We start from the raw sequence: 21972 nt of genomic DNA, 5'->3' as shown, positions 1-21972 counted from the left end.
CCCCCCGAGGAGTCGTCACATGCGTAGTCCCCTCCGGCACCTCACCCGGCGCGGTCTGCTCACCGGGACCCTGGGCTCGGCCGCCCTGCTCGCCACGGCGGGCACGCTGGCCGGCTGCGGCACCAAGGGCGCCCAGCAGACCGAAGCCGGTTGCAAGAGCGACGACCTTTCCGCCACGGAGAAGAAGCTGGCCTTCTCGAACTGGCCGCAGTACATGGACGTGGACGAGAAGGACGAGTCCAAGCGCCCCACCCTGGACGCGTTCATCGCGAAGTCCGGGATCCAGGTGACGTACACCGAGGACGTCAACGACAACAACGAGTTCTTCGGCAAGGTGCAGAACCAGCTCGCCGGTTGCCAGACGACCGGCCGCGACATCATGGTCCTCACCGACTGGATGGCGGCCCGGATGATCCGGCTCGGCTGGATCCAGAAGCTGGACAAGGCGAAGCTGCCCAACGTCGAGGCGAACCTGCTGCCCTCACTGCGCGGGCGCTCCTTCGACAAGGACACCCAGCTCGCCGTCCCGTGGCAGTCCGGCCTGGCCGGGCTCGCCTACAACGCCAAGGTGGCCAAGGAGATCCGCACGGTCGACGAGTTGCTCACCCGCCCCGACCTGAAGGGCAAGGTGACCGCGCTCTCGGAGATGCGGGACACCATGGGCCTGCTGCTCCAGGCCGGCGGTCACGACCCGTCGAACTTCACCCCGGCGCAGTTCGACGACGCGCTGAACAAGCTGAAGAAGGCCGTGGACTCCAAGCAGATCCGCAAGTTCACCGGCAACGACTACGCCCCCGACCTGGCCAAGGGCGACATCGCCGCCTGCATCGGCTGGTCCGGTGACGTCGTCCAGCTCGGCTTCGAGGACGAGAAGATCAAGTTCGTGGTGCCCGAGTCCGGGGTGATGCTCTGGTCGGACAACATGCTGGTGCCGAACAAGGCCGGCCACAAGGCCAACGCCGAAGAGCTGATCAACTACTACTACGACCCGGCGGTCGCGGCGCAGCTCGCCGCCTATGTCAACTACATCTGCCCGGTCAAGGGCGCGCAGGCCGAGATGGAAAAGATCGACCCCGACCTGGCCGCCAACCCGCTCATCTTCCCGGACGACGCCATGCTGTCGAAGTCCAAGGTCTTCATGGCCTTGGACGAGAAGCAGGAGAAGGAGTACGAGACCAAGTTCCAGCAGGTCATCGGGGCGTGAGGGACATGAGCTCGAAGGCGCAGGAGCGCGAGACACCGGCCGGCGACCTGCGGCTGGCCAACCTGACCAAACGGTTCGGCGTCTTCACCGCGGTGGACGACCTCAGCCTCACCATCCCGCAGGGCTCGTTCTTCGCGCTGCTCGGGGCGTCCGGCTGCGGCAAGACCACCACTCTGCGGATGATCGCCGGGCTGGAGGAGCCGACCAGCGGGCAGGTGCTGCTCGGTGACCGGGACATCGCGGGGCTGCGGCCGTACAAGCGGCCGGTGAACACCGTGTTCCAGAGCTACGCGCTCTTCCCGCACCTCGACATCCACGAGAACGTGGCCTTCGGGCTGCGGCGGCGCGGCATCCGCAAGGTGACCGACCAGGTCGAGCGGATGCTCGCCCTGGTGCAGCTCGAAGGGTACGGCCGGCGCAAGCCGGCCCAGCTCTCCGGCGGCCAGCAGCAGCGCGTGGCGCTGGCCCGGGCGCTCATCAACCACCCGCAGGTGCTGCTGCTGGACGAGCCGCTCGGCGCGCTCGACCTCAAGCTGCGCCGGCAGATGCAGATCGAGCTGAAGCGGATCCAGACCGAGGTCGGCATCACCTTCGTGCACGTCACCCACGACCAGGAGGAGGCCATGACCATGGCCGACACGGTCGCGGTGATGAACGCCGGCCGGATCGAGCAGCTCGGCGCCCCCGCCGACATCTACGAGTACCCGGCCACGGCGTTCGTGGCGAACTTCCTCGGCCAATCCAACCTGCTGGCCGGCGAGGCCGCCGGCCGCAGCGGCGACGACGTGGCGGTCACCGCGCACGGCGCGCGCTTCTCGGTGCCCGCCGAACGGGCCCGGACCGACCAGGGGACGGTCTTCCTCGGGGTACGTCCCGAGAAGCTGCACCTGGTCAGCAGCCCGGACGAGGTGCCCACCGGCCACCAGTACGTCGGCGGGGTGGTCACCGACGCCTCGTACGTGGGCGTGAGCACCCAGTACCTGGTGCGCACGGCGTGGGGCAGCGAGCTGTCCGCGTTCGCCGCGAACAGCGGGGTCGGCGGACGGCTGCCCGTCGGCACCCCGGTGACCGCGCACTGGGACCCGCGGCACGCCTTCCTGCTGCCCCGGGCGCCCGGCGAGGACGACCAGACCAGCCCGGTGCTCGACGAGCCGCCGGTGGGTGCGCTGTCATGAGCGCCCTGGCCCACGTACCGACCCCGGCGGGGCAACCGGCCGCACCGCCGGGGCCCCGGCGGGGGCGGAGCAGGCTGCTGCCGTACCTGCTGCTGCTGCCGGGCGCCGCCTGGCTGCTGGTCTTCTTCGTGCTGCCGCTGATCCAGCTCGCCGCCGCCAGCCTCTACGACCCGAGCGGATCGCTGGCCACCGGCTACGTGCTGACCGGCGAGGTCGGCAACTACTGGGACGCGTTGAGCGTCTACTGGCCGCAGTTCACCCGCTCGTTCGTCTACTCGGCGATCGCGCTGGTGCTGGCCCTGCTCCTGGGCTACCCGCTGGCGTACGCGATCGCGCAGAAGGCCGGCCGGTGGAAGAACCTGCTGCTGGTCGCCGTGGTCGCGCCGATGTTCACCAGCTTCCTGGTCCGCACCCTGGCCTGGAAGACCATCCTGTCCGACAACGGCGCCCTGGTCGGCCTGCTGCGCGACGTGCACCTGCTCGGCGCCGACGGCCGGCTGCTGGCCACCCCGTTCGCGGTGGTGCTCGGCCTCACGTACAACTTCCTGCCGTTCCTGGTGCTGCCGCTGTACGCGAGCCTGGAACGGCTCGACCCGCGGCTGCTGGAGGCGGCGAGCGACCTGTACGCGAGCCCGCTGCGCGCCTTCCGGAAGGTCACCCTGCCGCTGTCCATGCCCGGGCTGATCGCCGGCACGCTGCTCTTCTTCATCCCGGCCACCGGTGACTACATCAACGCCGAGCTGCTCGGCACGCCGAACGAATACATGATCGGCAACGTCATCGACTCGGCGTTCCTGGTCCGGCTGGACTACCCGCAGGGCGCGGCGCTGTCGTTCCTGCTCATGGCCGCGATCCTCGCGATCGTCTTCGTCTACCTGCGCAAGGCCGGCACGGAGGAGGTGCTCTGATGCGTCGTTGGCTCGCCGACCGGTGGGTGATGGGGGTGGCCCTGCTCGTCCTCGCCTACCTCTCGCTGCCGATCCTCGTGGTGGCCGGGCTCTCCTTCAACCGGCCGTCCAGCCGGCTGTCCTACGACTTCAACGAGTTCACCCTGGACAACTGGACGCAGCCCTGCGCCACCTCCGACATGTGCGACGCGGTGGTGCGCAGCATGGAGATCGGCCTGATCGCCACGCTGGTCTCCACGGTGCTCGGCACGCTCATGGCGTTCGCCCTGGTCCGGCACAGCTTCAAGGGCCGCTCCGGGATCAACGGGCTGATCTTCCTGCCGATGGCCACCCCGGAACTGGTGATGGGCACCTCGCTGCTCGCCCTCTTCGTCTGGTCGGACGGCCAGCTGCGGGCCACCTTCGGCTTCGGCATCCCGCAGGGCTTCTGGACCATCGTCATCGCGCACGTGATGTTCTGCGTGTCGTTCGTGGTGGTCACCGTGAAGGCCCGCCTCGCCGGCATGGACCGGCGGCTGGAGGAGGCCGCCATGGACCTCTACGCCAGCGAGTGGCAGACCTTCCGCCGGATCACCCTGCCCCTGGTGCTGCCCGGCATCGTGGCCGCCGCGCTGCTGGCCTTCTCGCTCAGCTTCGACGACTTCATCATCACGAACTTCAACGCCGGCACCACCGTCACCTTCCCGATGTACGTCTGGGGCGCCGCCCAGCGCGGCATCCCGCCGCAGGTCAACGTCATCGGCACGGCCATGTTCGCGATCGCGCTGCTGCTCGTCGGGGCCACCTCGCTGCGCGGCCGCCGGGCCCGGCGGGCCGCCCTCGCGGCCCCCGTCGCCGCCGTCGGGGCCCCCAAGAGCGCCTCATGAACCTCCCGCATACCGGCCGGGCGCTGGCCGACGCCGCGCCCGTACCGTACTGGCTCGACCGGCCGGAACGACCGGACCCGCTGCCGCCGCTGACCGGCGTCCACGACGCCGACCTGCTGGTGGTCGGCGGCGGGTACTCCGGGCTCTGGACCGCGCTGCTGGCCAAGGAGGCCGACCCCGGCCTGGACGTGCTCGTGGTCGACGCCGGCACCTGCGGCTGGGCGGCGTCCGGGCGCAACGGTGGCTTCTGCGCCGCCTCGCTCACCCACGGCCTCGCCAACGGCGCCGAGCGGTGGCCCGGCGAGATCGACGAGCTGGAACGGCTCGGCCGGGAGAACCTGGACGCGATCGCCGCCACGGTGACCAGGCACGGGATCGACTGCGACTTCGAGCGCACCGGGGAGCTGGCGGTGGCCGTCGAGCCGTACCAGCTCGCCGGGCTCGCGGAGGACGCCGAGCTGGCCCGCCGGTACGGCCACGACGTCGCGCTGCTCGACCGGGACGAGGTGCGCGCCGAGGTGGCCTCGCCGACGTACCTGGGCGGGATGTGGGACCGGGACCGGGTGGCCCTGCTCGACCCGGCGAAGCTCGCCTGGGGCTTGCGCCGCGCCGCCCTCGACCTGGGCGTCCGCATCCACGAGCACACCCGGGTGACCGGGCTGGCCCGCGACGGCGGCGCGCTGCGCGCGGCCACGGTCGGCGGCCCGGACGCCACGCCCGGCGCGGTGCGGGCCCGGCAGGTGGTGCTGGCCACCAACGCGTTCCCGCCGCTGCTGCGCCGGCTGCGCGCCTGGCTGGTGCCGGTCTACGACTACGCGCTGATGACCGAGCCGCTGACGCCCGCACAGCGCGACGCCATCGGCTGGCGCAACCGGCAAGGGCTGGCCGACACCGGCAACCAGTTCCACTACTACCGGATGACCGCCGACGGCCGGATCCTGTTCGGCGGCTACGACGCGGTCTACCACTACGGCAACCGGATGGCCCCGGAGCTGGAGCAGCGCGAGGCCACCTTCACGGCCCTGGCGTCGCACTTCTTCACCACCTTCCCCCAGTTGGACGGGCTGCGGTTCAGCCACCGCTGGGGCGGCGTCATCGACACCTGCACCCGGTTCTGCGCGTTCTTCGGCACCGCCTACGAGGGGCGCCTGGCGTACGCGGCCGGGTTCACCGGGCTCGGCGTCGGGGCGACCCGGTTCGGCGCCCGGGTCATGCTCGACCTGCTGGGCGGGGAGGAGACCCCGCTGACCCGGCTCGATCTGGTCCGCCGCAAGCCGCTGCCGTTCCCGCCGGAGCCGATCCGGGCCACCGGCATCCACCTCACCCGCTGGTCGCTCGCCCGCGCCGACGCGCGGGAGGGGCGGCGCAACCTCTGGCTCCGTACTCTCGATCGTCTTGGACTGGGGTTCGACTCCTGATGCGTATCCTCCTCGTCGGCGCCGGTGGCGTCGGCTCCGCCGCCGTATCCATCGCCGCCCGCCGTTCCTTCTTCGAGACCATGGTGGTCGCCGACCACGACCCCGCCCGCGCCGCGCGGGCGGTCGCCGGCCACGGCGACCGGTTCGTCGCCGCGACCGTCGACGCCTCCTCGGCCGAGGAGGTGGCCGCGCTCTGCCGGGAACACCGGATCACCCACGTGCTGAACGCGGTCGACCCGCGCTTCGTCATGCCGATCTTCGACGGCGCGTTCGCCGCCGGGGCCGACTACCTCGACATGGCCATGTCGCTGTCCCGGCCGCACCCGGACGCGCCGCACGCGCAGACCGGGGTGAAGCTCGGCGACGAGCAGTTCGCGGCGGCCGCCGCCTGGGCGGAGGCCGGCCGGCTGGCGCTCTGCGGCATCGGCGTCGAACCCGGCCTCTCCGACGTCTTCGCCCGCTACGCCGCCGACGAACTGTTCACCGAGATCGACGAGATCGGGGTACGCGACGGCGCGAACCTCACCGTCGACGGCTACGACTTCGCCCCCTCGTTCTCCATTTGGACCACGATCGAGGAGTGCCTGAACCCGCCGGTCGTCTGGGAGGCCGACCGGGGCTGGTTCACCACCCCGCCGTTCTCCGAGCCCGAGGTGTTCGAGTTCCCCGAGGGGATCGGCCCGGTCGAGTGCGTCAACGTGGAGCACGAGGAGGTGCTGCTCATCCCGCGCTGGGTGAAGGCGAAGCGGGTCACCTTCAAGTACGGCCTCGGCGACGAGTTCATCGAGGTGCTGAAGACCCTGCACAAGCTGGGCCTGGACGCGGTGTCCCCGGTGCGCGTCCGCGGCGTCGAGGTCTCCCCGCGCGACGTGGTGGCCGCCTGCCTGCCCGACCCGGCCACCCTGGGCGACCGGATGCGCGGCAAGACCTGCGCCGGCACCTACGTGACGGGCACCGGCGTCGACGGCCGGCCGCGGCGGGTCTACCTCTACCACGTGGTCGACAACGAGTGGTCGATGGCCGAGTACGGCCACCAGGCGGTGGTCTGGCAGACCGCCGTGAACCCGGTCGTGGCCCTGGAGCTGCTGGCCACCGGGGCCTGGTCCGGCACCGGCGTGCTCGGTCCCGAGGCGCTGCCCCCGGTGCCCTTCCTCGACCTGCTCACCGGCTACGGTTCCCCGTGGGGAATGGAGGAGCGGTGACCCGCTACGGCCCGATGTTCGGCCCCGACGTGACGTTCCTCGGCGTGCCGCCGTGCACCCTGGAGGAGCCGGTGACGTACGCCGACGCCGACGTGGTGATCGTCGGCGCGCCCTTCGACGGCGGCACCTCGCACCGGCCGGGCACCCGGTTCGGCCCGTCCGCCATCCGCCAGGCCTGCTACCTGCCGCACGACGGCTCCCGCCCGTCCCTGGCCCTGCGCGTGGACGCGCTGCGCGACCTGTGCGTCTACGACGCGGGCGACGTCGAGATGTTCTCCGGCGACATCGAGCGCTCGCTGGCCGCGCTGGAGACCGCCGTGCACGCCGTCGCCGCCGCCGGGGCGATCCCGATCGTGCTCGGCGGCGACCACTCGATCGCCCTGCCGGACGCGACCGGCGTGGCCCGGCACCACGGGCTCGGCCGGGTGTCCCTCGTGCACTTCGACGCGCACGCCGACACCGGGGACATCGAGTTCGGCTCCCTGCACGGGCACGGCCAGCCGATGCGCCGGCTCATCGAGTCCGGCGCCGTACGCGGCGACCGCTTCCTCCAGATCGGCCTGCGCGGCTACTGGCCGGGCCCGGAGACGCTGTCCTGGATGGCCGAGCAGCGGATGCGCTCGTACGAGATGACCGAGGTGGTGGCCCGCGGGCTGGACTCCTGTCTCTCGGAGGCGTTCGCGATCGCCACCGACGAGTGCGAGGGCGTCTTCCTCTCCGTCGACGTGGACGTGGTCGACCCGGGCATGGCGCCGGGCACCGGCACGCCCGAGCCGGGCGGGTTCACCTCCCGGCAGCTCCTCGACGCCGTCCGCCGGGTCTGCTACGAGCTGCCGGTGGTGGGCGTGGACGTGGTCGAGGTCGCCCCGCCCTACGACCACGCCGACATCACCGCGTACCTGGGCAACCGGGTGGTGCTGGAGGCCCTGTCGGCGATCGCCCGCCGCCGCCGCGACGCCGCGGGCGGCGACCCCTGGAACCCGACCCAACCCCTCCTCGACGCCCGCTGACCCCCTTCCGCCGTGTTTAGTTCGGGCTATAGTTAGGGCGTGGGTGCTGACGGGGGACGCTGGTCGGTCCGGGTCACGGGCGAGGTCCGCCAATGGCTGCGTGACCTGCGGCGGAATGATCCCGCGTCGTACGAGAGCGTTCGCGTCGCCGTGGACAAGCTGGCCGAGGTCGGCCCCGGCCTGGGCCGGCCCCTCGTGGACACGCTTCGCGGCAGCAACCTCCGCAACCTCAAGGAACTTCGCCCCCGATCAGGCCGCGACGTGGCGATCCGCGTGTTGTTCGTCTTCGATCCGTGGTCGCAGGCGGTGCTCCTCGTCGCGGGCAACAAGGCGGGCAACTGGAGCCGGTGGTATCAGCAGAACATCCCAATGGCGGAGGTTGCGTACAAAGCTTGGCTCGACAATGAGCGCGAGCGAAGGGGGGAGTCGTGACGGAGTTCTACGACTGGGATGAGGTCCGCGCCGAACTCGGCGGCGACGACGTGGCCTACGAGGCGGAGCGGGCCCGGACCGAGGCCTGGGTGAGCGCCTTCCACCTGGCCGAGGAACGCAAGCGGCTGGGGCTCACCCAGCGGCAGGTCGCCGAGCTCATGGGGGTCACGCCGGGCCGGGTCAGTCAGATCGAGAACGGCGACCTCGACGTGAACGAGGTGGCGACCTTGAGCCGCTACGCGACCGCACTCGGCGCGAAGCTGCGCATCATCTTCGACTACGGGGACGATCTACGTCAGATCGCCTGACCGGGGGAGCCTCCCGCGACTCCGGGAGGCTCCCCATCGCAGACCGACGCCCGCTGAGGTGTCAGCGGCGGGGGCAGCGCGCGACGAGGCGGAGCGGTTCGGTGGTCTCGGTGAGCGAGTTGGGCTCCACGACGAGGCGGGCCGTGGCCGTGGCGGGCCCGCCACGGAAGGCGCCGCTGTCGGCGGGGATGGTGGCCGTCCACGTCCCGGCGGTGCGGTCGTCCGTGCACGCCCCGATCACCCCGAACCCGAAGCCGGTGATCGAGGCGCGGCGGACCCGCTGGCCGAGGTGGACCTCGATGTAGGCGAGGCCCCGCTCGGCGCCGCAGGCGTACCGGCCGCCGATGGTGGCGGTGTGCGCGGGGACGTCGGCGGTGCCGAACCAGTTGACGGAGATCTTCGGGGCCGGGGCGGCGGCGACGGCGGCGCCGGGCGCGAGGCCGAGCGTGGCGGCGGTGGCGAGCGTGGCGAGGCCACAGGCGAGCAGGGACTGTCGGACCGGGCGCATGCGCGGACTCCTGTCTGGCGGTGGTGGGCTGCTGCTCCGATGTGGACCGGCGTCAGCATCCCACCGGTGCGGCGCCGGCGAGCTGGAAGATCTCGGACAGTCAGCGGGCCAGGTGGGAGCGGATGAGGAAGCGGACGCCCTCCGGGGCCTCCAGGGAGAAGCCGCTGCCCCGGCCGGGCACCACGTCGACCGTGAGCCGGGTGTGCTTCCACAGCTCCCACTGGGCGGTGGACATCCAGAACTCGACCGGCTCGGGCACCCCGTCGACCTCCAGCGAGGCGAGCAGCACGTCGGAGCCGCCGGTGCGGAACTCCCCGGCCGGGTAGCACATCGGTGCGCTGCCGTCGCAGCAGCCGCCGGACTGGTGGAACATGATCGGCCCGTGGGCCGCCCGCAGCGACCGGATCAGGCCGGCCGCCGCGGGCGTCAGGGTGACGGGGTCACCCATCAGAAGAAGCCCAGCTTCTTGGGGGAGTAGCTGACCAGCAGGTTCTTGGTCTGCTGGTAATGCTCCAGCATCATCTTGTGGTTCTCCCGGCCGATGCCGGACTGCTTGTAGCCGCCGAACGCGGCGTGCGCCGGGTAGGCGTGGTAGCAGTTGGTCCAGACCCGGCCGGCCTGGATGGCCCGCCCGGCCCGATACGCGGTGTTGATGTCCCGGGTCCAGACGCCGGCGCCGAGGCCGTAGAGGGTGTCGTTGGCGATCTTCACGGCGTCGTCCAGGTCGGCGAAGGAGGTCACCGAGACCACCGGGCCGAAGATCTCCTCCTGGAAGATCCGCATCGAGTTGTCGCCCTCGAAGATCGTGGGCTGCACGTAGTACCCGCCGGACAGCTCGCCGCCCAGGTCGGCGCGCTCGCCGCCGATCAGCACCTTCGCGCCCTCCTGCCGGCCGATGTCCAGGTAGGACAGGATCTTCTCCAACTGGTCGTTGGACGCCTGCGCCCCGATCATCGTGTCCGTGTCCAGCGGATGCCCCTGCGTGACGGCCCCGGTGCGCTCGACCGCCGCCGCCAGGAAGTCGGAGTAGTGGCCCTGCTGGATCAACGCCCGCGACGGGCAGGTGCACACCTCGCCCTGGTTGAGGGCGAACATGGTGAAGCCTTCGAGCGCCTTGTCCCGGAAGTCGTCAGAGGCTGCGCTGACGTCGTCGAAGAAGATGTTCGGGCTCTTGCCGCCCAGTTCGAGGGTGACGGGTCTGATGTTCTCGCTGGCGTACTGCATGATCAGCCGCCCGGTGGTGGTCTCGCCGGTGAACGCCACCTTCGCCACCCTCGGCGACGAGGCGAGCGGCTTGCCCGCCTCGACACCGAAGCCGTTGACCACGTTGACCACGCCGGGCGGGAGCAGGTCGGCCACCAGCGAGAGCAGGTAGTGGATCGAGGCGGGGGTCTGCTCGGCCGGCTTGAGCACCACGGCGTTGCCGGCGGCGAGCGCCGGGGCGAGCTTCCAGACCGCCATGAGGATCGGGAAGTTCCACGGGATGATCTGGCCGACCACGCCCAGCGGCTCGTGGAAGTGGTATGCCACCGTGTCGTCGTCGAGCTCGCCGAGCGAGCCCTCCTGCGCCCGGATGGCCCCCGCGAAGTAGCGGAAGTGGTCGATGGCGAGGGGGATGTCGGCGGCCAGGCTCTCGCGTACCGGCTTGCCGTTCTCCCAGGTCTCGGCGATGGCGAGGGATTCCAGGTTCTCCTGCATCCGGTCGGCGATCCGGTTGAGGATCAGCGACCGTTCGGCGACCGAGGTGCGGCCCCAGGCGTCGGCGGCGCCGTGGGCGGCGTCGAGCGCCTTCTCCACGTCCTCGGCGGTGCCCCGGGCCACCTCGCAGAAGGTCTGCCCGGTCACCGGGGTGGGGTTCTCGAAGTACCGGCCGCCGTGCGGCTTCACGTACTCGCCGCCGATGAAGTGGTCGTAGCGGGACTGCCAGTGTGAGGGGGCGTCGTAGCGCGTCACGGGTACCTCCGCCGTCCGTCAGGGGTGGATGGCGGGGGACGTTAGTTTCCGCGACGTTGCAGCAACGTTGCGCGCGGCAGGTCGTACTCCTCGGCGAGCTGGCGGGCCCGCGCCAGGGCGAGCGGCCGGCGCGGCGCGCCCGGCGGCAACGCCCGCGCCAGGGCCTGCCAGGCGGTGAGGTCGTCGGCGCCGGTGGGCGTCGCGGTCCAGGCCGCGAGCAGCGCCGGGTCCGCGGCGGCCAGCACGGCCGCGCGGAGCTGGCCGTCGACCAGCCGGCGCAGGCGCGCCACTCCCGGCGCGTCCGACCCGGGCAGCAGGGGCCCGGTGTACGCCCGCAGCGCCCCCGCCGCGTCGCCGCGTTCGAGCAGTTCGGTGACGGTACGGAAGTCGGCGCGCACGGCCGTGCGCAGCCGGTACGGGCGGGAGCCGAGCAGCTCGTCGCCGAGCGCCCGGCGCAGCCGGGACAGCTCGGCGCGCAGGGTGACCGGGTGCAGGCGGTCATCGCCGTACAGGTCGAGGCCGAGCTGTTCCCCGGTGCGCCCCTCGGGGTGGTCGAGGAGCAGCACCAGCAGCTCGCTGTGGCGCCGGCCGAGCCGGATCCGCCGGCCGCCGACGCGCAGCTCGGCCTCGTCCCGGCCGAGGGCGGCGACGTGCGCCACGTCGGGTTCGGCGGGGGCGGCGCCGGCCAGGAACGCCTCGGCGGCCCGGGCGGTGGCCCGGACCAGGGCCAGGCTCTGCGGGGTGGCCAGGTGGTCCCCGCCAGTGATGTCGATCGCGCCGAGCAGGCGGCCGGTGATCGGGTCGTGGATCGGGGCGGCGGCGCAGGTCCAGCGCTGCACCGGCCGGACGAAGTGCTCGGTGGCGAAGATCTGCACGCTGTGGTCGACGGCCAGGGCGGTGCCGGGCGCGTTGGTGCCGGCGTGGGCCTCGTCCCAGCGGGCGCCGGGTACGAAGTTCATCCGCTCGGCGTGCCGGAGCACCCCCGGATGCCCCTCCACCCAGAGCAGCCGTCCGTCCCCGTCGCAGACGGCCATGAGGTGCGCGCCGTCCAGCGCGATGCCGCCGAGCAGGTCGCGGAAGAGGGGCAGCACGCGGTTCAGGGGATGGGCGGCGCGATAGCTGGCCAGCGCGTCGTCGGTGAGGTCGACCGGGGCGGTGGCCTCCGGGTCGAGCAGCGCGGACCGCTCCCACGACCGGCGGACCACGTCGCGGACCCGGCCCGTGGTGGTGCCGGCGGTGAGGAACGCTTCGTGAGCGGCGCCGACCTGCGCGATCCGCTCGGCCGGATCGGCGCCGAATTCCAGGGCGAGCCACGGGTCAGCCATCGGCGACCTCCTCGCGCCCATGGTGACCCAGCTCACCGCCGATCGCCAAGCCGCCGCCGAACTTGCCATTGACAAGTTCTGAGTGCCGACACCAAACTTGACAGCGACAAGATGCGATCGGGGAGGTTCGGAATGGAACTGGCGATGATCCGGAAGATGTGGCAGCTCATCGAGCCCGTGCACGCGCTGGTCTACTACGCGCCCCAGCTGACCGAGGAGGCCGCCGGGCTCGGCCTGGCCACGGGCGAGCGCTGGCCCGGCTACTTCGCGCTGCGCAGCGCCCCGCTCGGGGCGGCCGGCCCGAACCTGGTCGCCGCCACCTACTACAGCTTCAGCCCCCGGATGGTCGCAGAGTACGTGCCGGCCGTCTGGGCCACCGCCGACCCCGCCAAGGTGCTCGCCGCCCGGCTGTCCGGCGTGGACCGCGCGCTGCGCGCCCTGCTCGGCGACCGCGTCCAGTCGGCCGAGCTGGCCGAGGCCGCCGCCCTGGCCCGCCGGGCGGTGCGCGCCGCCGACCTGGGCGGCCGCCCCCTCGCTGCCGCCAACGCCGACCTGCCCTGGCCCGACGCGCCGCACCTGGCGCTGTGGCAGGCCACCACGATCCTGCGCGAGCACCGGGGCGACGGCCACATCGCCGCGCTGCGCACCGCCGGGCTGGACCCGACCGAATCGCTGGTCTCCTTCGCCGCCGTCGGCGCCGCCCCGGCGGAGGTCTTCGCCAGCCGCCGGTGGACCGCCGACGAGTGGGCCGCCGCCCGCGACCGGCTGGCCGCCCGGGGCCTGGTCGACGGCGACGGAGTGGCCACCGAGGCCGGCCGCCGGGTCCGCGACGAGGTGGAGCGGCGGACCGACGAGCTGGCCGCCGCGCCGTGGCGGGCGCTCGGGCCGGCGGTCGGCCGGTTCGCCCAGCTCGTCGCCCCGCTCACCCAGGCCGTGGTGGCCACCGGCCTGCTTCCCGCGCAGAGCACCCTGGGGATCACGCGCCCGCAGTGATCCGGCTCACTCCGCAGCCGCCGGTCGCCCCTCCGGCCGGGACGAACGCCCCAGACGGCGCGACGGGCACCGGTAGGTGCCCGCCGGCGTGGAGGATTGCTCCGGCGGCGCTTACGGAACCCTTATCTCCTGCCTGGGACCGTATGCGGGACGGACGAGGACCACGGGGGAGCGGACAGCGGTGCGGGTGTTGGTGGCGGACGACGAGCGGTTGCTGGCGGACACGGTCGCCGAGGGGCTGCGTCGCTTCTCGATGGCGGTCGACGTCTGCTACGACGGCGACGGCGCGCTGGAGCGGATCGGCGTCAACCGGTACGACGTGGCCGTGCTGGACCGGGACATGCCCGGCGCCACCGGCGACGAGGTGTGCCGCAGCCTCGCCGGCTCCGACGCCGGCACCCGGGTGCTGCTGCTCACCGCCGCCGCCGGCATCCGCGACCGGGTGGCGGGCCTCGGGCTGGGCGCCGACGACTACCTGACCAAACCGTTCGCGTTCGCCGAGCTGGTGGCCCGGGTGCAGGCGCTGGGCCGCCGGTCCGCCCCGGCGGTGCCGCCGGTGCTGGAACGGCACGGGGTGGTGCTCGACGTGGCCCGGCATACGGTCACCCGGGACGGGCGGCCGCTCGGCCTGAGCCCCAAGGAGTTCGCCGTCCTGCACGTGCTCATGCGCGCCGGCGGCGGCGTGGTCAGCGCCGAGGAACTGCTCGAACAGGCGTGGGACGAGTTCGCCGACCCGTTCACCAACGCGGTCCGGGTCACCGTGATGACCCTGCGCAAGAAGCTCGGCCAGCCGTCCGTCATCCACACCGTGCCGAAGGCCGGCTACCGGATCGGCGAGCCGGCGTGAGCCCCCGTCGCCGCGTCCTGCTGGTCGGGGTGCTCGCCCTGCTCGGCGGGTACTGGCTGTCCGGGCTGGGCAAGTGGTTGCTCGGCCAGGTGTGGTGGCGGGCCCAGGAGTTCTGCGACCTGCAGACGGTCGGCGCGGTGTGCGAGCCGGCCCGCCCGTTCGTCCCGCTGTTTCCCACGCTCACCGAACTCGTGGTGCTGCTGGCCGGTGCGGTCGCCATCTGGGGCGCGGCCCGCTGGTGCCTGCGCCCGGTGCGCGACCTCGCCGACCCGATCGCCGACCTCGGGCCGCAGAACCTCGGCCACCGGATCCGCCGCGGCGGTCGCGACGAGCTGGCCCGGCTGGCCCGCGCCATCGACGACATGATGGACCGGGTCACGGCCGGCTACGAGGGGCAGCGGCGGTTCGCCGCGAACGCCTCGCACGAACTGCGTACGCCGCTGGCGGTGCAGCGCACGCTGATCGAGGTCGGCATGTCCCAGTCGCTCACCGGCGAGCAGCTCGACCTGCTCACCGCCCAGCTGCTGGCCACCAACGAGCGCAACGAGCGGCTCATCGAGGGCCTGCTCGCGCTCAGCGAGAGCGACCAGGGGCTGCGCTCCTCCACCCCGCAGCGCCTCGACGAGATCGTCACCGGCGTGCTGGCCGCGTACGCGGACCGGGCGGCCGAGGCCGGGGTGACGGTGGAGAGCCGGCTGGAGCCCCGGGTGGTGCCGGGCGAACGGGTGCTGCTGGAGCGCCTGGTCGGCAACCTCGTGGAGAACGGGATCAAGTACAACCGGCCGGGCGGCCGGCTCACCGTCACCGTCGGCGGTGACCCGGCGCTGACCGTCACCAACACCGGCCAGGCCGTGCCGGGCGAGGCGGTCGCCGGCCTCTTCGAACCCTTCCGGCGCCTGGCCCGGGACCGGACCAACCAGGGCGGCGGGGCCGGGCTCGGCCTGGCCATCGCCCGCTCGATCACCCAGGCGCACGACGGCATCATCGCCGCCCGCCCGGGCGAGGACGGCGGCCTGCGGGTCGACGTCCAGCTACCCGCCGTGCGCTGACCCACCCCTCGCAGACCTCGGGAGCCGCCAATGCGGCGTCCCGCGATGTCACCTGCCCGAAAACGACCGACGGCGTGCGACGCCGGGAGAGGAGACCGCCGTGCCGACCCGTACCGATCAGCCCGCGACACCGGCCGGCCGGGTGGTCTGGGCCGACGTGGCCAAGGGCGCCTGCATCATCCTCGTGGTGCTCTGGCACGTCATCGTCAAGCACTACCTGCGGATCGACTGGCGGATCGACCTGCCCGTGCCGGGGGCCTGGGGGCTGCTCGGCGAGCAACTGCTCCCGCTGCGGATGCCGCTCTTCTTCACCCTCTCCGGGATCTTCGCGGCGAACGCCGTCGCCCGCCCGTGGCGGGTGGCCGGGCGCCCCCGGATCGCCCGCAACCTCCACCTCTACGGCACCTGGCTGCTCGTCCACACCGTCCTGCTGGCCCTCGTGCCGGATTTCCCGACCGACCGGGCCACCAGCCTCGGCGGCCTGCTGGCCCAGCTCACCGTCACGCCCTCCAACCTCTGGTACCTGTACGCGCTGGCGCTCTACTTCGCGCTGGCCAAGGCGCTGCGCCGGGTCCACCCGGCGGTGCTGCTCGCCGCCTCGGGCGCGCTCTCCGCCGTGGCGGCCACGGGCCTTCTGGACAGCCCGGGCAACCGGGGGCAGGTCTACCAGAACCTGGTGTTCTTCCTGGCCGGCGTGCACCTGCGGCCGTACCTCCAGCGCTGGGCGGCCGGCGCGAGCACCCGGCGCCTGGCCTGGACCGGAACGGCATACGCCGTGGCGCTGGCCGCGATGGCGCTGGCCGGTGCCGAGGGCTGGCCCGGCGTCCGGCTCCTGGTGTCCGTCGTCGCGGTGGCGTTCGGCCTCACGGCCGCGGCCCGGGTGGCCCGGCTCCGGGTGGCCGGCGGGGCGCTCGCCCGCCTCGGCCGCCGGACGCTGCCCATCTACGTGATCCACATGCCGGTGCTGGCCCTGCTGCACCGGTTCCTCGCCGGCCCGGTCGCCGACCTGAACCGACCGGGGCGGGCGCTGCTGGTGGCCGGCTACCCGGTCCTGCTCACCGCCGTGGTCCTGGCCCTCAGCCTGGCCGTCCACCGCGGACTCACGGCGGCCGGCGCGCGCTGGCTGTTCGACCTGCCGCGCCGCGCCGGCACCGACCACATCCGAGAAGGAGAGACCATGTCCACCAGCCACGCTCCGGCCCTGCCGGACCGGGCCCGCGTCGAGGAGGCCGCCTGGTGGCTGTCCGGCCGGGTGGTGCGTACCCCCGTGCTGAACAGCCCGGCGATCGACCGGCTGGCCGGCGCCCGGATCCTGCTCAAGGCGGAGAACCTCCAGACCGGGGGTTCGTACAAGATGCGCGGCGCGATGCTGGCCGTGGGCCGGCTCGCCGCGGGCGGCCACACCGGGGTGGTCGCGCAGAGCACCGGCAACCACGCGGTGGCGGTGGCGCTCGCCGCCCGCCGGCACGGGCTGGCCGCGACCGTGGTGCTACCGGTCGACGCGGCCCCGGTCAAGGTGGCCCGGGCCCGGGCGGCCGGGGCGCGGGTCGTCCTCGCCGGCACCACCGTCGAGGAGCGGCTGGCCGTGGCCCGGCAGATCGCCGGCGCCGACGGTCACCCGCTGGTGGACGCGTACGACCACCCCGACGTGGTGGCGGGGCAGGGCAGCGCCAGCCTGGAGCTGATCGAGGAGGCGGAACGCGCCGGCACCCCGCTGGACGCGCTGGTCGTGCCGGTGGGCGGTGGCGGCGGCGTCGCGGGAGCCTGCCTGGCCGCCGCCGGCACCGCGATCGAGGTGTACGGCGTCGAGCCGGTCGGCTGCGACTCGCTGGCCCGCAGCCTCGCCGCCGGCCGGCCCACCCCGGTCGTGCCGGCCCCCACCATCGCCGACGGGCTCCGCCCGAGCTGCGTCGGCGACCTGCCGTTCGCGGTGGCGCGGGACGCCGTCCGGGGCGTCGTCCGGGTCGACGACGACGCGATCGCCGACGCGTTCCGGCTGCTCCTGCTGGAGCTGAAGGTGCTCGTCGAGCCGTCCGGCGCGGCCGGACTGGCCGGCGCGCTGCGGCTGGCGACCCGGCCGGGCGACCTGGACGGCGCGCTGTGGCCGGCGAGTGGCCCGGTCGGCGTGCTTCAGCCGGCGGGTGAGGCCGCGGGCGGGCTCGGGTCGGCGGGTGGCGCCGAGGGCGGGCGGCCGGGGCGGTACCGGACGGTCGGCGTGGTGCTGACCGGCGGCAATGTCGAGGCGGAGCTGGTGGCCCGGCTGGCGGGCGGACCCGTCGCCGATCCGGCTCGGATGGAAGGGGTGGCGGCGTGAGCGCTGCGGTTCGGATCGGCGTCCTGTTCGGTGGCCCGTCGGCGGAGCACGAGGTCTCCTGCGCCTCGGCGCTCGGCGTGGCCCGGGCCCTGGCCGAGCGCGGCCACCAGGTGGTCGCGCTCGGGATCACCCGCACCGGCGGGCTGCGGCTGGTGCCGGAGCCGGTGCTGGCCGAGCGCCGCGCGAGCGTCGGCGCCGGGCGGGCCATCGACGACCGGCTGCCGGTGACCGGCCCGGCCGTGGAACTGCGGGCCGGGGCGCGGGCCGGAACGGTGGCGGTCACCGCGGCCGAGGCGCCCGGCACGGTGCACGCCGAGCTGGACGTGGTCTTCCCGGTGCTGCACGGCCCGTACGGCGAGGACGGCGTGGTGCAGGGCCTGCTCGAATCGCTCGGCGTGCCGTACGCCGGGTGCGGGATCCTCGCCTCCGCCGTCGGGATGGACAAGGTGGCGATGAAGCGGGCCCTGCGGGCCGAGGGGGTGCCGACCACCCCGCACGTCTGGTTCGACGCGCCCACCTGGCGGGCGGCGGAGGACCCGGAGAAGCTGGTCGTCGGGCTGCGCCGGCCGCTGTTCGTCAAGCCGGCCCGGATGGGCTCCTCCATCGGAATCTCCCGGGTGGCCGAGGGCGACGACCTGGCGGCGGCGGTCGAGGAGGCGCTCCGGCACGACCACGTGGTGCTGGTCGAGCAGGGCGTGACGGGCCGTGAGCTGGAGTGCGGCGTGCTCGGCGGCTGGCGCCCGGAGGCGTCGGCGGTCGGCGAGGTCCGGGTCGCGGGCGGCTGGTTCGACTACCGGCAGAAGTACTTCGGCGACGCCGACCCGATGATCGTCCCGGCGCCGCTGCCCGACGAGGTCACCGAACGGATCCGGGAGCTGTCCGTGCGGGCGTTCACGGCGATCGGCGGCTGGGGCCTGGCCCGGGTCGACTTCCTCTACGACGAGACGACCGGCGACCTGTTCGTCAACGAGCTGAACACCCTGCCCGGTTTCACGGCGCACTCGATGTACCCGAAGGTGTGGGCCGAGTCCGGCGTGGCCTACCCCGAGGTGGTGGACCGGCTGGTCACGCTCGCCTTCACCCGGCACGAGGCCCGTCCCCGGGGCGGTGCGGCATGATCCTGCTCTCCGATCCCCGGGTCGCCGCCGTGTCCAGCCGGGACGACGGCGACCCGCTGGTCGACCTGCGGGACCTGCCGGAGCTGCGGCTGGACACCCGGGCCGCCGACCCCGCCGGGGCGTACGCCCGGGTGCGACGCGGGGTCGCGGACCGGTTGCTGGCCGCGCAGCGCGCGCTGCCGGCGGGCCTGCGCCTCCTGGTCGTCGAGGGCTACCGGCCGTACCGGGCGCAGCTCGACATCTTCACCGGCTACCGGGACGAGCTGCGCCGGCGCTACCCGGACTGGCCGGCGGACCGGCTGCACCGGGAGACCACGAAGTTCGTCTCGCCGGTCGAGGTGGCGCCGCACAGCACCGGCGGGGCGGTCGACCTCACCCTGTGTGACGCCGACGGGATCGAGTTGGACATGGGCACGGCACTCGACGCCACCCCGGAGGAGAGCGCCGACGCCTGCTTCACGGCGGCCCGGCACATCCCGGTGAGCGCGTGGCGCAACCGGCAGGTCCTGGTGGCCGCGCTGAGCGGGGCGGGGCTGGTGAACTACCCGACGGAGTGGTGGCACTGGTCCTACGGCGACCGGTACTGGGCGCTGCTCACCGGAGCGCCGCACACCCGTTACGGTCCGTTGTGACCCGCCGTCCCGACTGAACGGTCCGGCCCTCCAATCCGTACCAGGCGTCGAACGGAGACCACCGGACGACGGGAGAGACAACGTGAAGGTGCAGCGCAAGCACGTGCTGGCGGCGACCGTGGCACTGGCCGCCTCGGCGGTCGTCGCGGTGGGCACGGGGATGGGGTTCGCGGAGACCACCCCGGCCGGGCAGTCGGCCTGTGCGGGGTCGGTGACCTTCTCGGCGGAGGGCGGGGCGCCGGCGGCCACCAGCGACCGCTTCCCGGTGGGCACCCGGCTGCGGGTGACCAACCTGGACAACCGCAAGGTCGCGACGGTCACGGTGACCGGCCCGTCGGGCAGTTGCGTGCTGCTGAACGCGGCGGCCATGGACCTGGTCCGCGAGCCGGGCAAGAACGTGATCCGCCGCAACCTTGTCGAACGCCTCGACGGCGGCGCCCCGGCGACCGGCGCGGCCGGGCCGGGTGGCGGAGCCCCGATCGGCGAGGCCCGGCCGGGCAACGCCCAGCCCGGCGGCGCGCCCGCCAGCGTCTGCGGCGGGGCGATCACCTTCTCCGCCGAGGGCGGGGCGCCGGCCGCCACCAGCGGGCAGTTCCCGGTGGGCACCCGGCTGCGGGTGACGAACCTGGACAACGGCAAGGCGGCGACCGTGACGGTCACCGGGCCCTCCGGGAGCTGCGTGCTGCTCAACGCGGCGGCCATGGACCTGATCCGGGAGCCGGGCAAGAACCTGGTCCGCCGCAACGTGGTGGAACTGCTGCGCTGACCGCGCCCGGTCCGGCGCCGGGTGGAACGCCGAGGCGTTCCACCCGGCCGGGCCGCTCAGGCGATCCGGCGGAGCCGGCGTACGGCGAGGTAGAGCAGGAGGGCGGCGAGGGCGACGAAGATGCCGGTCTCGATCCACTGGAACGGCCAGAACCGGTCCGCCGGCTGGTAGAGCTCCCAGTTGTAGGCGCCCGGTCCGGCGCCGATGTCGGCCCCGCAGCGGCCGCCGTCCGGTGCCTGGCCGCCCGGCGGGCACATGATCCGGGTGTCGGCCGCCAGCATCTTCCCGTCGGCGCTGCGCACACCGCTGGCGAGGACCCAGTTGCCCCGGTCCTCCCGCAGCAGATCGGCCCCCTCGATCGGGAAGGTGAGGGTGCGGGCGGGCTGGTAGTGCGGTCTGGCCAGGATCGCCACCGCCGCCCGGACCCCGATGAACGCGGCCAGGGTGACGCCCATGGCGGGCAGCATCCGGCGCCAGAGTGTGCCGGCGAAGATGCCGAGCGCCACCGCGAAGAGCGTGTAGCCGATCGGGGCGATGCCCTGCAGGTCGAAGACGATGAAGCCGAGGCGGCCCTCGTGCGCGGCCTGGGTCAGCGGGCTGACCCACCAGGCCATGCCCAGTCCGTAGCCGATTGCCAGGGTCAGCGTGACGACGACGACCAGGCCGAACTTCACCAGGGCCCACCGCGTGCGGCCGACGCCCTGCGTCCAGGCGAACCGGTGCGTGCCGTGCTCCACCTCCCGGGCGACCAGCGGGGCGCCCCAGAACAGACCGACGAGCACCGGCAGGACGACAAGCAGGACCGCCACCAGGTTCAAGCTCTGGTACCGGTTGGTGAACTGGCGGAACGCCGACTCGCAGCCGTTCGCGGTGACCGGGTCGAGCTGCGAACGCGCCAGCTGACTGACGCAGTCCGGCAGCCCGAGCTCGGTGAAGCTGTGCCGCATCGACAGGCCGATCGGGATCATCAGGGCCGCGAGCGCGGCGAAGCCGAGGAGGGTGAAGAGCAGCTGCTTGCGGTGCTGCCGCCAGGCCAGCCAGATCATGCCGGCACCTCCCAGGCCGCGTGGCTCGTGGTGGTTTCGCCCTCGGCGAGGTAGGCCAGCACGAGGTCTTCCAGCGTCACGTCGTGCGCCGTCCATTCCGGGGCGAGGACCTCGCCGGTCGTACGGACCAGCAGCGTCGACTGCCGGGCGGTGTGGCTCGCCCGGACCACGGTGTCGACCCCCTCGATCGGTTCGCCGCCGTGCCGCGGCCCGACCAGCTGCCGGTGAGCGGCGACCAGGTCGTCGACCGCGCCCGCCAGGTGCACCCGGGCGGCCTGCAGCACGACCAGGTAGTCGCAGACCCGTTCCAGGTCGGCCAGCAGGTGCGAGGAGAGCAGGACGGTCGTCTCGGACTCGGCGACGCTGCCCATCAGCGACTGCAGGAACTCCCGGCGCGCCAGCGGATCGAGGCTGGCGACCGGTTCGTCGAGGAGCAGCAGCCGGGGCCGCTTCGCGAGCGCGAGCGCCAGCGCGACCTGCGCCCGCTGGCCGCCGGACAGCTTGCCGACGGGCAGCTTCGGCGGGATGCCGAGCTGGGCCAGCCGGTTGCGGGCCAGTGCCCCGTCCCAGCGCTTGTTCATCCGGCGGCCCACCTCCACCAGGTCGGCCGCGGTGAAGTCCCGGTAGAGCGGGGTGTCCTGGGCGACGAAACCGATCTCGGGCAGCACCGACGGGTTGGCGTACGGCGTTTCGCCGAAGATCCGCACCGCGCCGGCGTCCGGCCGCAGCAGGCCGACCGCGAGGTGTAGCAGGGTGCTCTTGCCGGCGCCGTTGGGGCCGACGAGGGCGGCGATCCGTCCGGCGGGCAGGCGCAGCGAGCAGTCCCGCAGCGCCCAGGTTCTTCCGTACCGTTTGCCGAGCTGCTCGGCCTCCAGCGCGATCTCCATCAGCTGTCCTC

The 21972-nt window shown here is 73.3% G+C and carries 22 protein-coding genes; 16 read left to right on the top strand and 6 right to left on the bottom strand.

Annotated elements, in window-relative coordinates; translation table 11 throughout:
* Positions 1–19 precede the first annotated feature (19 nt).
* Genes ABZ452_RS25310 through ABZ452_RS25270 form a run of 9 tightly spaced genes read left to right on the top strand, consistent with a single transcriptional unit; the run spans position 20 to position 8523 of the window.
* On the top strand, positions 20–1204 hold the full coding sequence (locus tag ABZ452_RS25310; RefSeq protein ID WP_357947582.1) for a spermidine/putrescine ABC transporter substrate-binding protein: 1185 nt from the start codon (positions 20–22) through the stop codon (positions 1202–1204).
* A 5-nt stretch (positions 1205–1209) separates the two neighbouring features.
* Positions 1210–2379: an ABC transporter ATP-binding protein gene (locus tag ABZ452_RS25305; protein ID WP_357947579.1), complete on the top strand. Its 1170-nt coding sequence runs from the start codon at positions 1210–1212 to the stop codon at positions 2377–2379.
* Entirely contained in the window at positions 2376–3287 is a 912-nt protein-coding gene (locus tag ABZ452_RS25300; RefSeq protein ID WP_357947576.1) for an ABC transporter permease, read from the top strand. The genes ABZ452_RS25305 and ABZ452_RS25300 overlap by 4 nt, the downstream gene beginning before the upstream one ends.
* A complete protein-coding gene (locus ABZ452_RS25295) occupies positions 3287–4153 on the top strand; it encodes an ABC transporter permease (RefSeq protein ID WP_357947573.1) in 867 nt (288 codons plus the stop codon). The genes ABZ452_RS25300 and ABZ452_RS25295 overlap by 1 nt, the downstream gene beginning before the upstream one ends.
* Positions 4150–5571, top strand: coding sequence for an FAD-dependent oxidoreductase (locus ABZ452_RS25290; protein WP_357947570.1), 1422 nt, complete (start codon positions 4150–4152; stop codon positions 5569–5571). Before ABZ452_RS25295 ends, ABZ452_RS25290 begins: the two co-directional genes overlap by 4 nt.
* Positions 5571–6773, top strand: a complete 1203-nt coding sequence (locus ABZ452_RS25285) for a saccharopine dehydrogenase C-terminal domain-containing protein (RefSeq protein ID WP_357947567.1) — start codon at positions 5571–5573, stop codon at positions 6771–6773. The genes ABZ452_RS25290 and ABZ452_RS25285 overlap by 1 nt, the downstream gene beginning before the upstream one ends.
* A complete protein-coding gene (gene speB / locus ABZ452_RS25280) occupies positions 6770–7783 on the top strand; it encodes an agmatinase (RefSeq protein WP_357947564.1) in 1014 nt (337 codons plus the stop codon). The genes ABZ452_RS25285 and speB overlap by 4 nt, the downstream gene beginning before the upstream one ends.
* Positions 7784–7822: 39 nt before the next feature.
* On the top strand, positions 7823–8215 hold the full coding sequence (locus tag ABZ452_RS25275; RefSeq protein ID WP_357947561.1) for a type II toxin-antitoxin system RelE/ParE family toxin: 393 nt from the start codon (positions 7823–7825) through the stop codon (positions 8213–8215).
* The gene (locus ABZ452_RS25270) at positions 8212–8523 is read left to right on the top strand and encodes a helix-turn-helix domain-containing protein (RefSeq protein ID WP_357947558.1); all 312 of its coding nucleotides are present in this window, start codon (positions 8212–8214) and stop codon (positions 8521–8523) included. The genes ABZ452_RS25275 and ABZ452_RS25270 overlap by 4 nt, the downstream gene beginning before the upstream one ends.
* Positions 8524–8584: 61 nt before the next feature.
* Here the strand turns inward: ABZ452_RS25270 and ABZ452_RS25265 are convergent, their stop codons facing one another.
* The 4 genes from ABZ452_RS25265 to ABZ452_RS25250 form a co-directional block, all read right to left on the bottom strand.
* Positions 8585–9031 carry a hypothetical protein gene (locus ABZ452_RS25265; protein WP_357947555.1) on the bottom strand — a complete coding sequence of 149 codons (447 nt, stop codon included), beginning with the start codon at positions 9029–9031 and terminating at the stop codon, positions 8585–8587.
* A 100-nt stretch (positions 9032–9131) separates the two neighbouring features.
* Entirely contained in the window at positions 9132–9479 is a 348-nt protein-coding gene (locus ABZ452_RS25260; protein ID WP_262286605.1) for a DUF779 domain-containing protein, read from the bottom strand.
* Positions 9479–10984: an aldehyde dehydrogenase gene (gene adh, locus ABZ452_RS25255; protein ID WP_357947551.1), complete on the bottom strand. Its 1506-nt coding sequence runs from the start codon at positions 10982–10984 to the stop codon at positions 9479–9481. Before adh ends, ABZ452_RS25260 begins: the two co-directional genes overlap by 1 nt.
* Before the next feature lie 41 nt (positions 10985–11025).
* Entirely contained in the window at positions 11026–12309 is a 1284-nt protein-coding gene (locus ABZ452_RS25250) for a GAF domain-containing protein (protein ID WP_357947548.1), read from the bottom strand.
* A gap of 132 nt (positions 12310–12441) precedes the next feature.
* Between ABZ452_RS25250 and ABZ452_RS25245 the strand changes: the two genes are divergently transcribed.
* From ABZ452_RS25245 to ABZ452_RS25215, 7 genes are all read left to right on the top strand, one after another.
* Complete coding sequence (locus tag ABZ452_RS25245; protein WP_357947545.1) at positions 12442–13302, top strand: hypothetical protein; 861 nt, start codon at positions 12442–12444, stop codon at positions 13300–13302.
* Positions 13303–13483: 181 nt separating this feature from the next.
* Positions 13484–14149 (top strand): response regulator transcription factor, encoded by a 666-nt coding sequence (locus tag ABZ452_RS25240; RefSeq protein ID WP_091260083.1) that lies wholly within the window; start codon positions 13484–13486, stop codon positions 14147–14149.
* Positions 14146–15198, top strand: a complete 1053-nt coding sequence (locus ABZ452_RS25235) for a HAMP domain-containing sensor histidine kinase (RefSeq protein WP_357947542.1) — start codon at positions 14146–14148, stop codon at positions 15196–15198. Before ABZ452_RS25240 ends, ABZ452_RS25235 begins: the two co-directional genes overlap by 4 nt.
* A 100-nt stretch (positions 15199–15298) precedes the next feature.
* The gene (locus ABZ452_RS25230) at positions 15299–17512 is read left to right on the top strand and encodes a pyridoxal-phosphate dependent enzyme (protein ID WP_357947539.1); all 2214 of its coding nucleotides are present in this window, start codon (positions 15299–15301) and stop codon (positions 17510–17512) included.
* The gene (locus tag ABZ452_RS25225) at positions 17509–18630 is read left to right on the top strand and encodes a D-alanine--D-alanine ligase family protein (RefSeq protein WP_357947536.1); all 1122 of its coding nucleotides are present in this window, start codon (positions 17509–17511) and stop codon (positions 18628–18630) included. Before ABZ452_RS25230 ends, ABZ452_RS25225 begins: the two co-directional genes overlap by 4 nt.
* On the top strand, positions 18627–19262 hold the full coding sequence (locus ABZ452_RS25220; protein ID WP_357947533.1) for a M15 family metallopeptidase: 636 nt from the start codon (positions 18627–18629) through the stop codon (positions 19260–19262). The genes ABZ452_RS25225 and ABZ452_RS25220 overlap by 4 nt, the downstream gene beginning before the upstream one ends.
* 82 nt (positions 19263–19344) lie before the next feature.
* Positions 19345–20028, top strand: coding sequence for a hypothetical protein (locus ABZ452_RS25215; RefSeq protein WP_357947530.1), 684 nt, complete (start codon positions 19345–19347; stop codon positions 20026–20028).
* Between the two features lie 56 nt (positions 20029–20084).
* Here the strand turns inward: ABZ452_RS25215 and ABZ452_RS25210 are convergent, their stop codons facing one another.
* Complete coding sequence (locus tag ABZ452_RS25210; protein WP_357947526.1) at positions 20085–21074, bottom strand: transporter; 990 nt, start codon at positions 21072–21074, stop codon at positions 20085–20087.
* On the bottom strand, positions 21071–21961 hold the full coding sequence (locus ABZ452_RS25205) for an ABC transporter ATP-binding protein (protein WP_357947523.1): 891 nt from the start codon (positions 21959–21961) through the stop codon (positions 21071–21073). Before ABZ452_RS25205 ends, ABZ452_RS25210 begins: the two co-directional genes overlap by 4 nt.
* Positions 21962–21972: the final 11 nt, after the last annotated feature.

Source organism: Micromonospora sp. NPDC005707 (genome assembly GCF_040631005.1).
GTDB lineage: Bacteria > Actinomycetota > Actinomycetes > Mycobacteriales > Micromonosporaceae > Micromonospora.
The sequence above is the reverse complement of the archived record's forward strand: the minus strand, read 5'-3'. Positions and strand labels throughout refer to the sequence as shown.

Excerpts from the sequence above, each read along its gene's own strand:
- ABZ452_RS25245 (WP_357947545.1), top strand. The coding sequence starts at position 12,442 with ATGGAACTGGCGATGATCCGGAAGATGTGGCAGCTCATCGAGCCCGTG.
- ABZ452_RS25290 (WP_357947570.1), top strand. The coding sequence starts at position 4,150 with ATGAACCTCCCGCATACCGGCCGGGCGCTGGCCGACGCCGCGCCCGTA.
- ABZ452_RS25285 (WP_357947567.1), top strand. The coding sequence starts at position 5,571 with ATGCGTATCCTCCTCGTCGGCGCCGGTGGCGTCGGCTCCGCCGCCGTA.
- ABZ452_RS25305 (WP_357947579.1), top strand. The coding sequence starts at position 1,210 with ATGAGCTCGAAGGCGCAGGAGCGCGAGACACCGGCCGGCGACCTGCGG.
- ABZ452_RS25265 (WP_357947555.1), bottom strand. The coding sequence starts at position 9,031 with ATGCGCCCGGTCCGACAGTCCCTGCTCGCCTGTGGCCTCGCCACGCTC.
- ABZ452_RS25300 (WP_357947576.1), top strand. The coding sequence starts at position 2,376 with ATGAGCGCCCTGGCCCACGTACCGACCCCGGCGGGGCAACCGGCCGCA.
- ABZ452_RS25260 (WP_262286605.1), bottom strand. The coding sequence starts at position 9,479 with ATGGGTGACCCCGTCACCCTGACGCCCGCGGCGGCCGGCCTGATCCGG.
- ABZ452_RS25295 (WP_357947573.1), top strand. The coding sequence starts at position 3,287 with ATGCGTCGTTGGCTCGCCGACCGGTGGGTGATGGGGGTGGCCCTGCTC.
- ABZ452_RS25310 (WP_357947582.1), top strand. The coding sequence starts at position 20 with ATGCGTAGTCCCCTCCGGCACCTCACCCGGCGCGGTCTGCTCACCGGG.
- ABZ452_RS25210 (WP_357947526.1), bottom strand. The coding sequence starts at position 21,074 with ATGATCTGGCTGGCCTGGCGGCAGCACCGCAAGCAGCTGCTCTTCACC.
- ABZ452_RS25205 (WP_357947523.1), bottom strand. The coding sequence starts at position 21,961 with ATGGAGATCGCGCTGGAGGCCGAGCAGCTCGGCAAACGGTACGGAAGA.
- ABZ452_RS25250 (WP_357947548.1), bottom strand. The coding sequence starts at position 12,309 with ATGGCTGACCCGTGGCTCGCCCTGGAATTCGGCGCCGATCCGGCCGAG.
- ABZ452_RS25220 (WP_357947533.1), top strand. The coding sequence starts at position 18,627 with ATGATCCTGCTCTCCGATCCCCGGGTCGCCGCCGTGTCCAGCCGGGAC.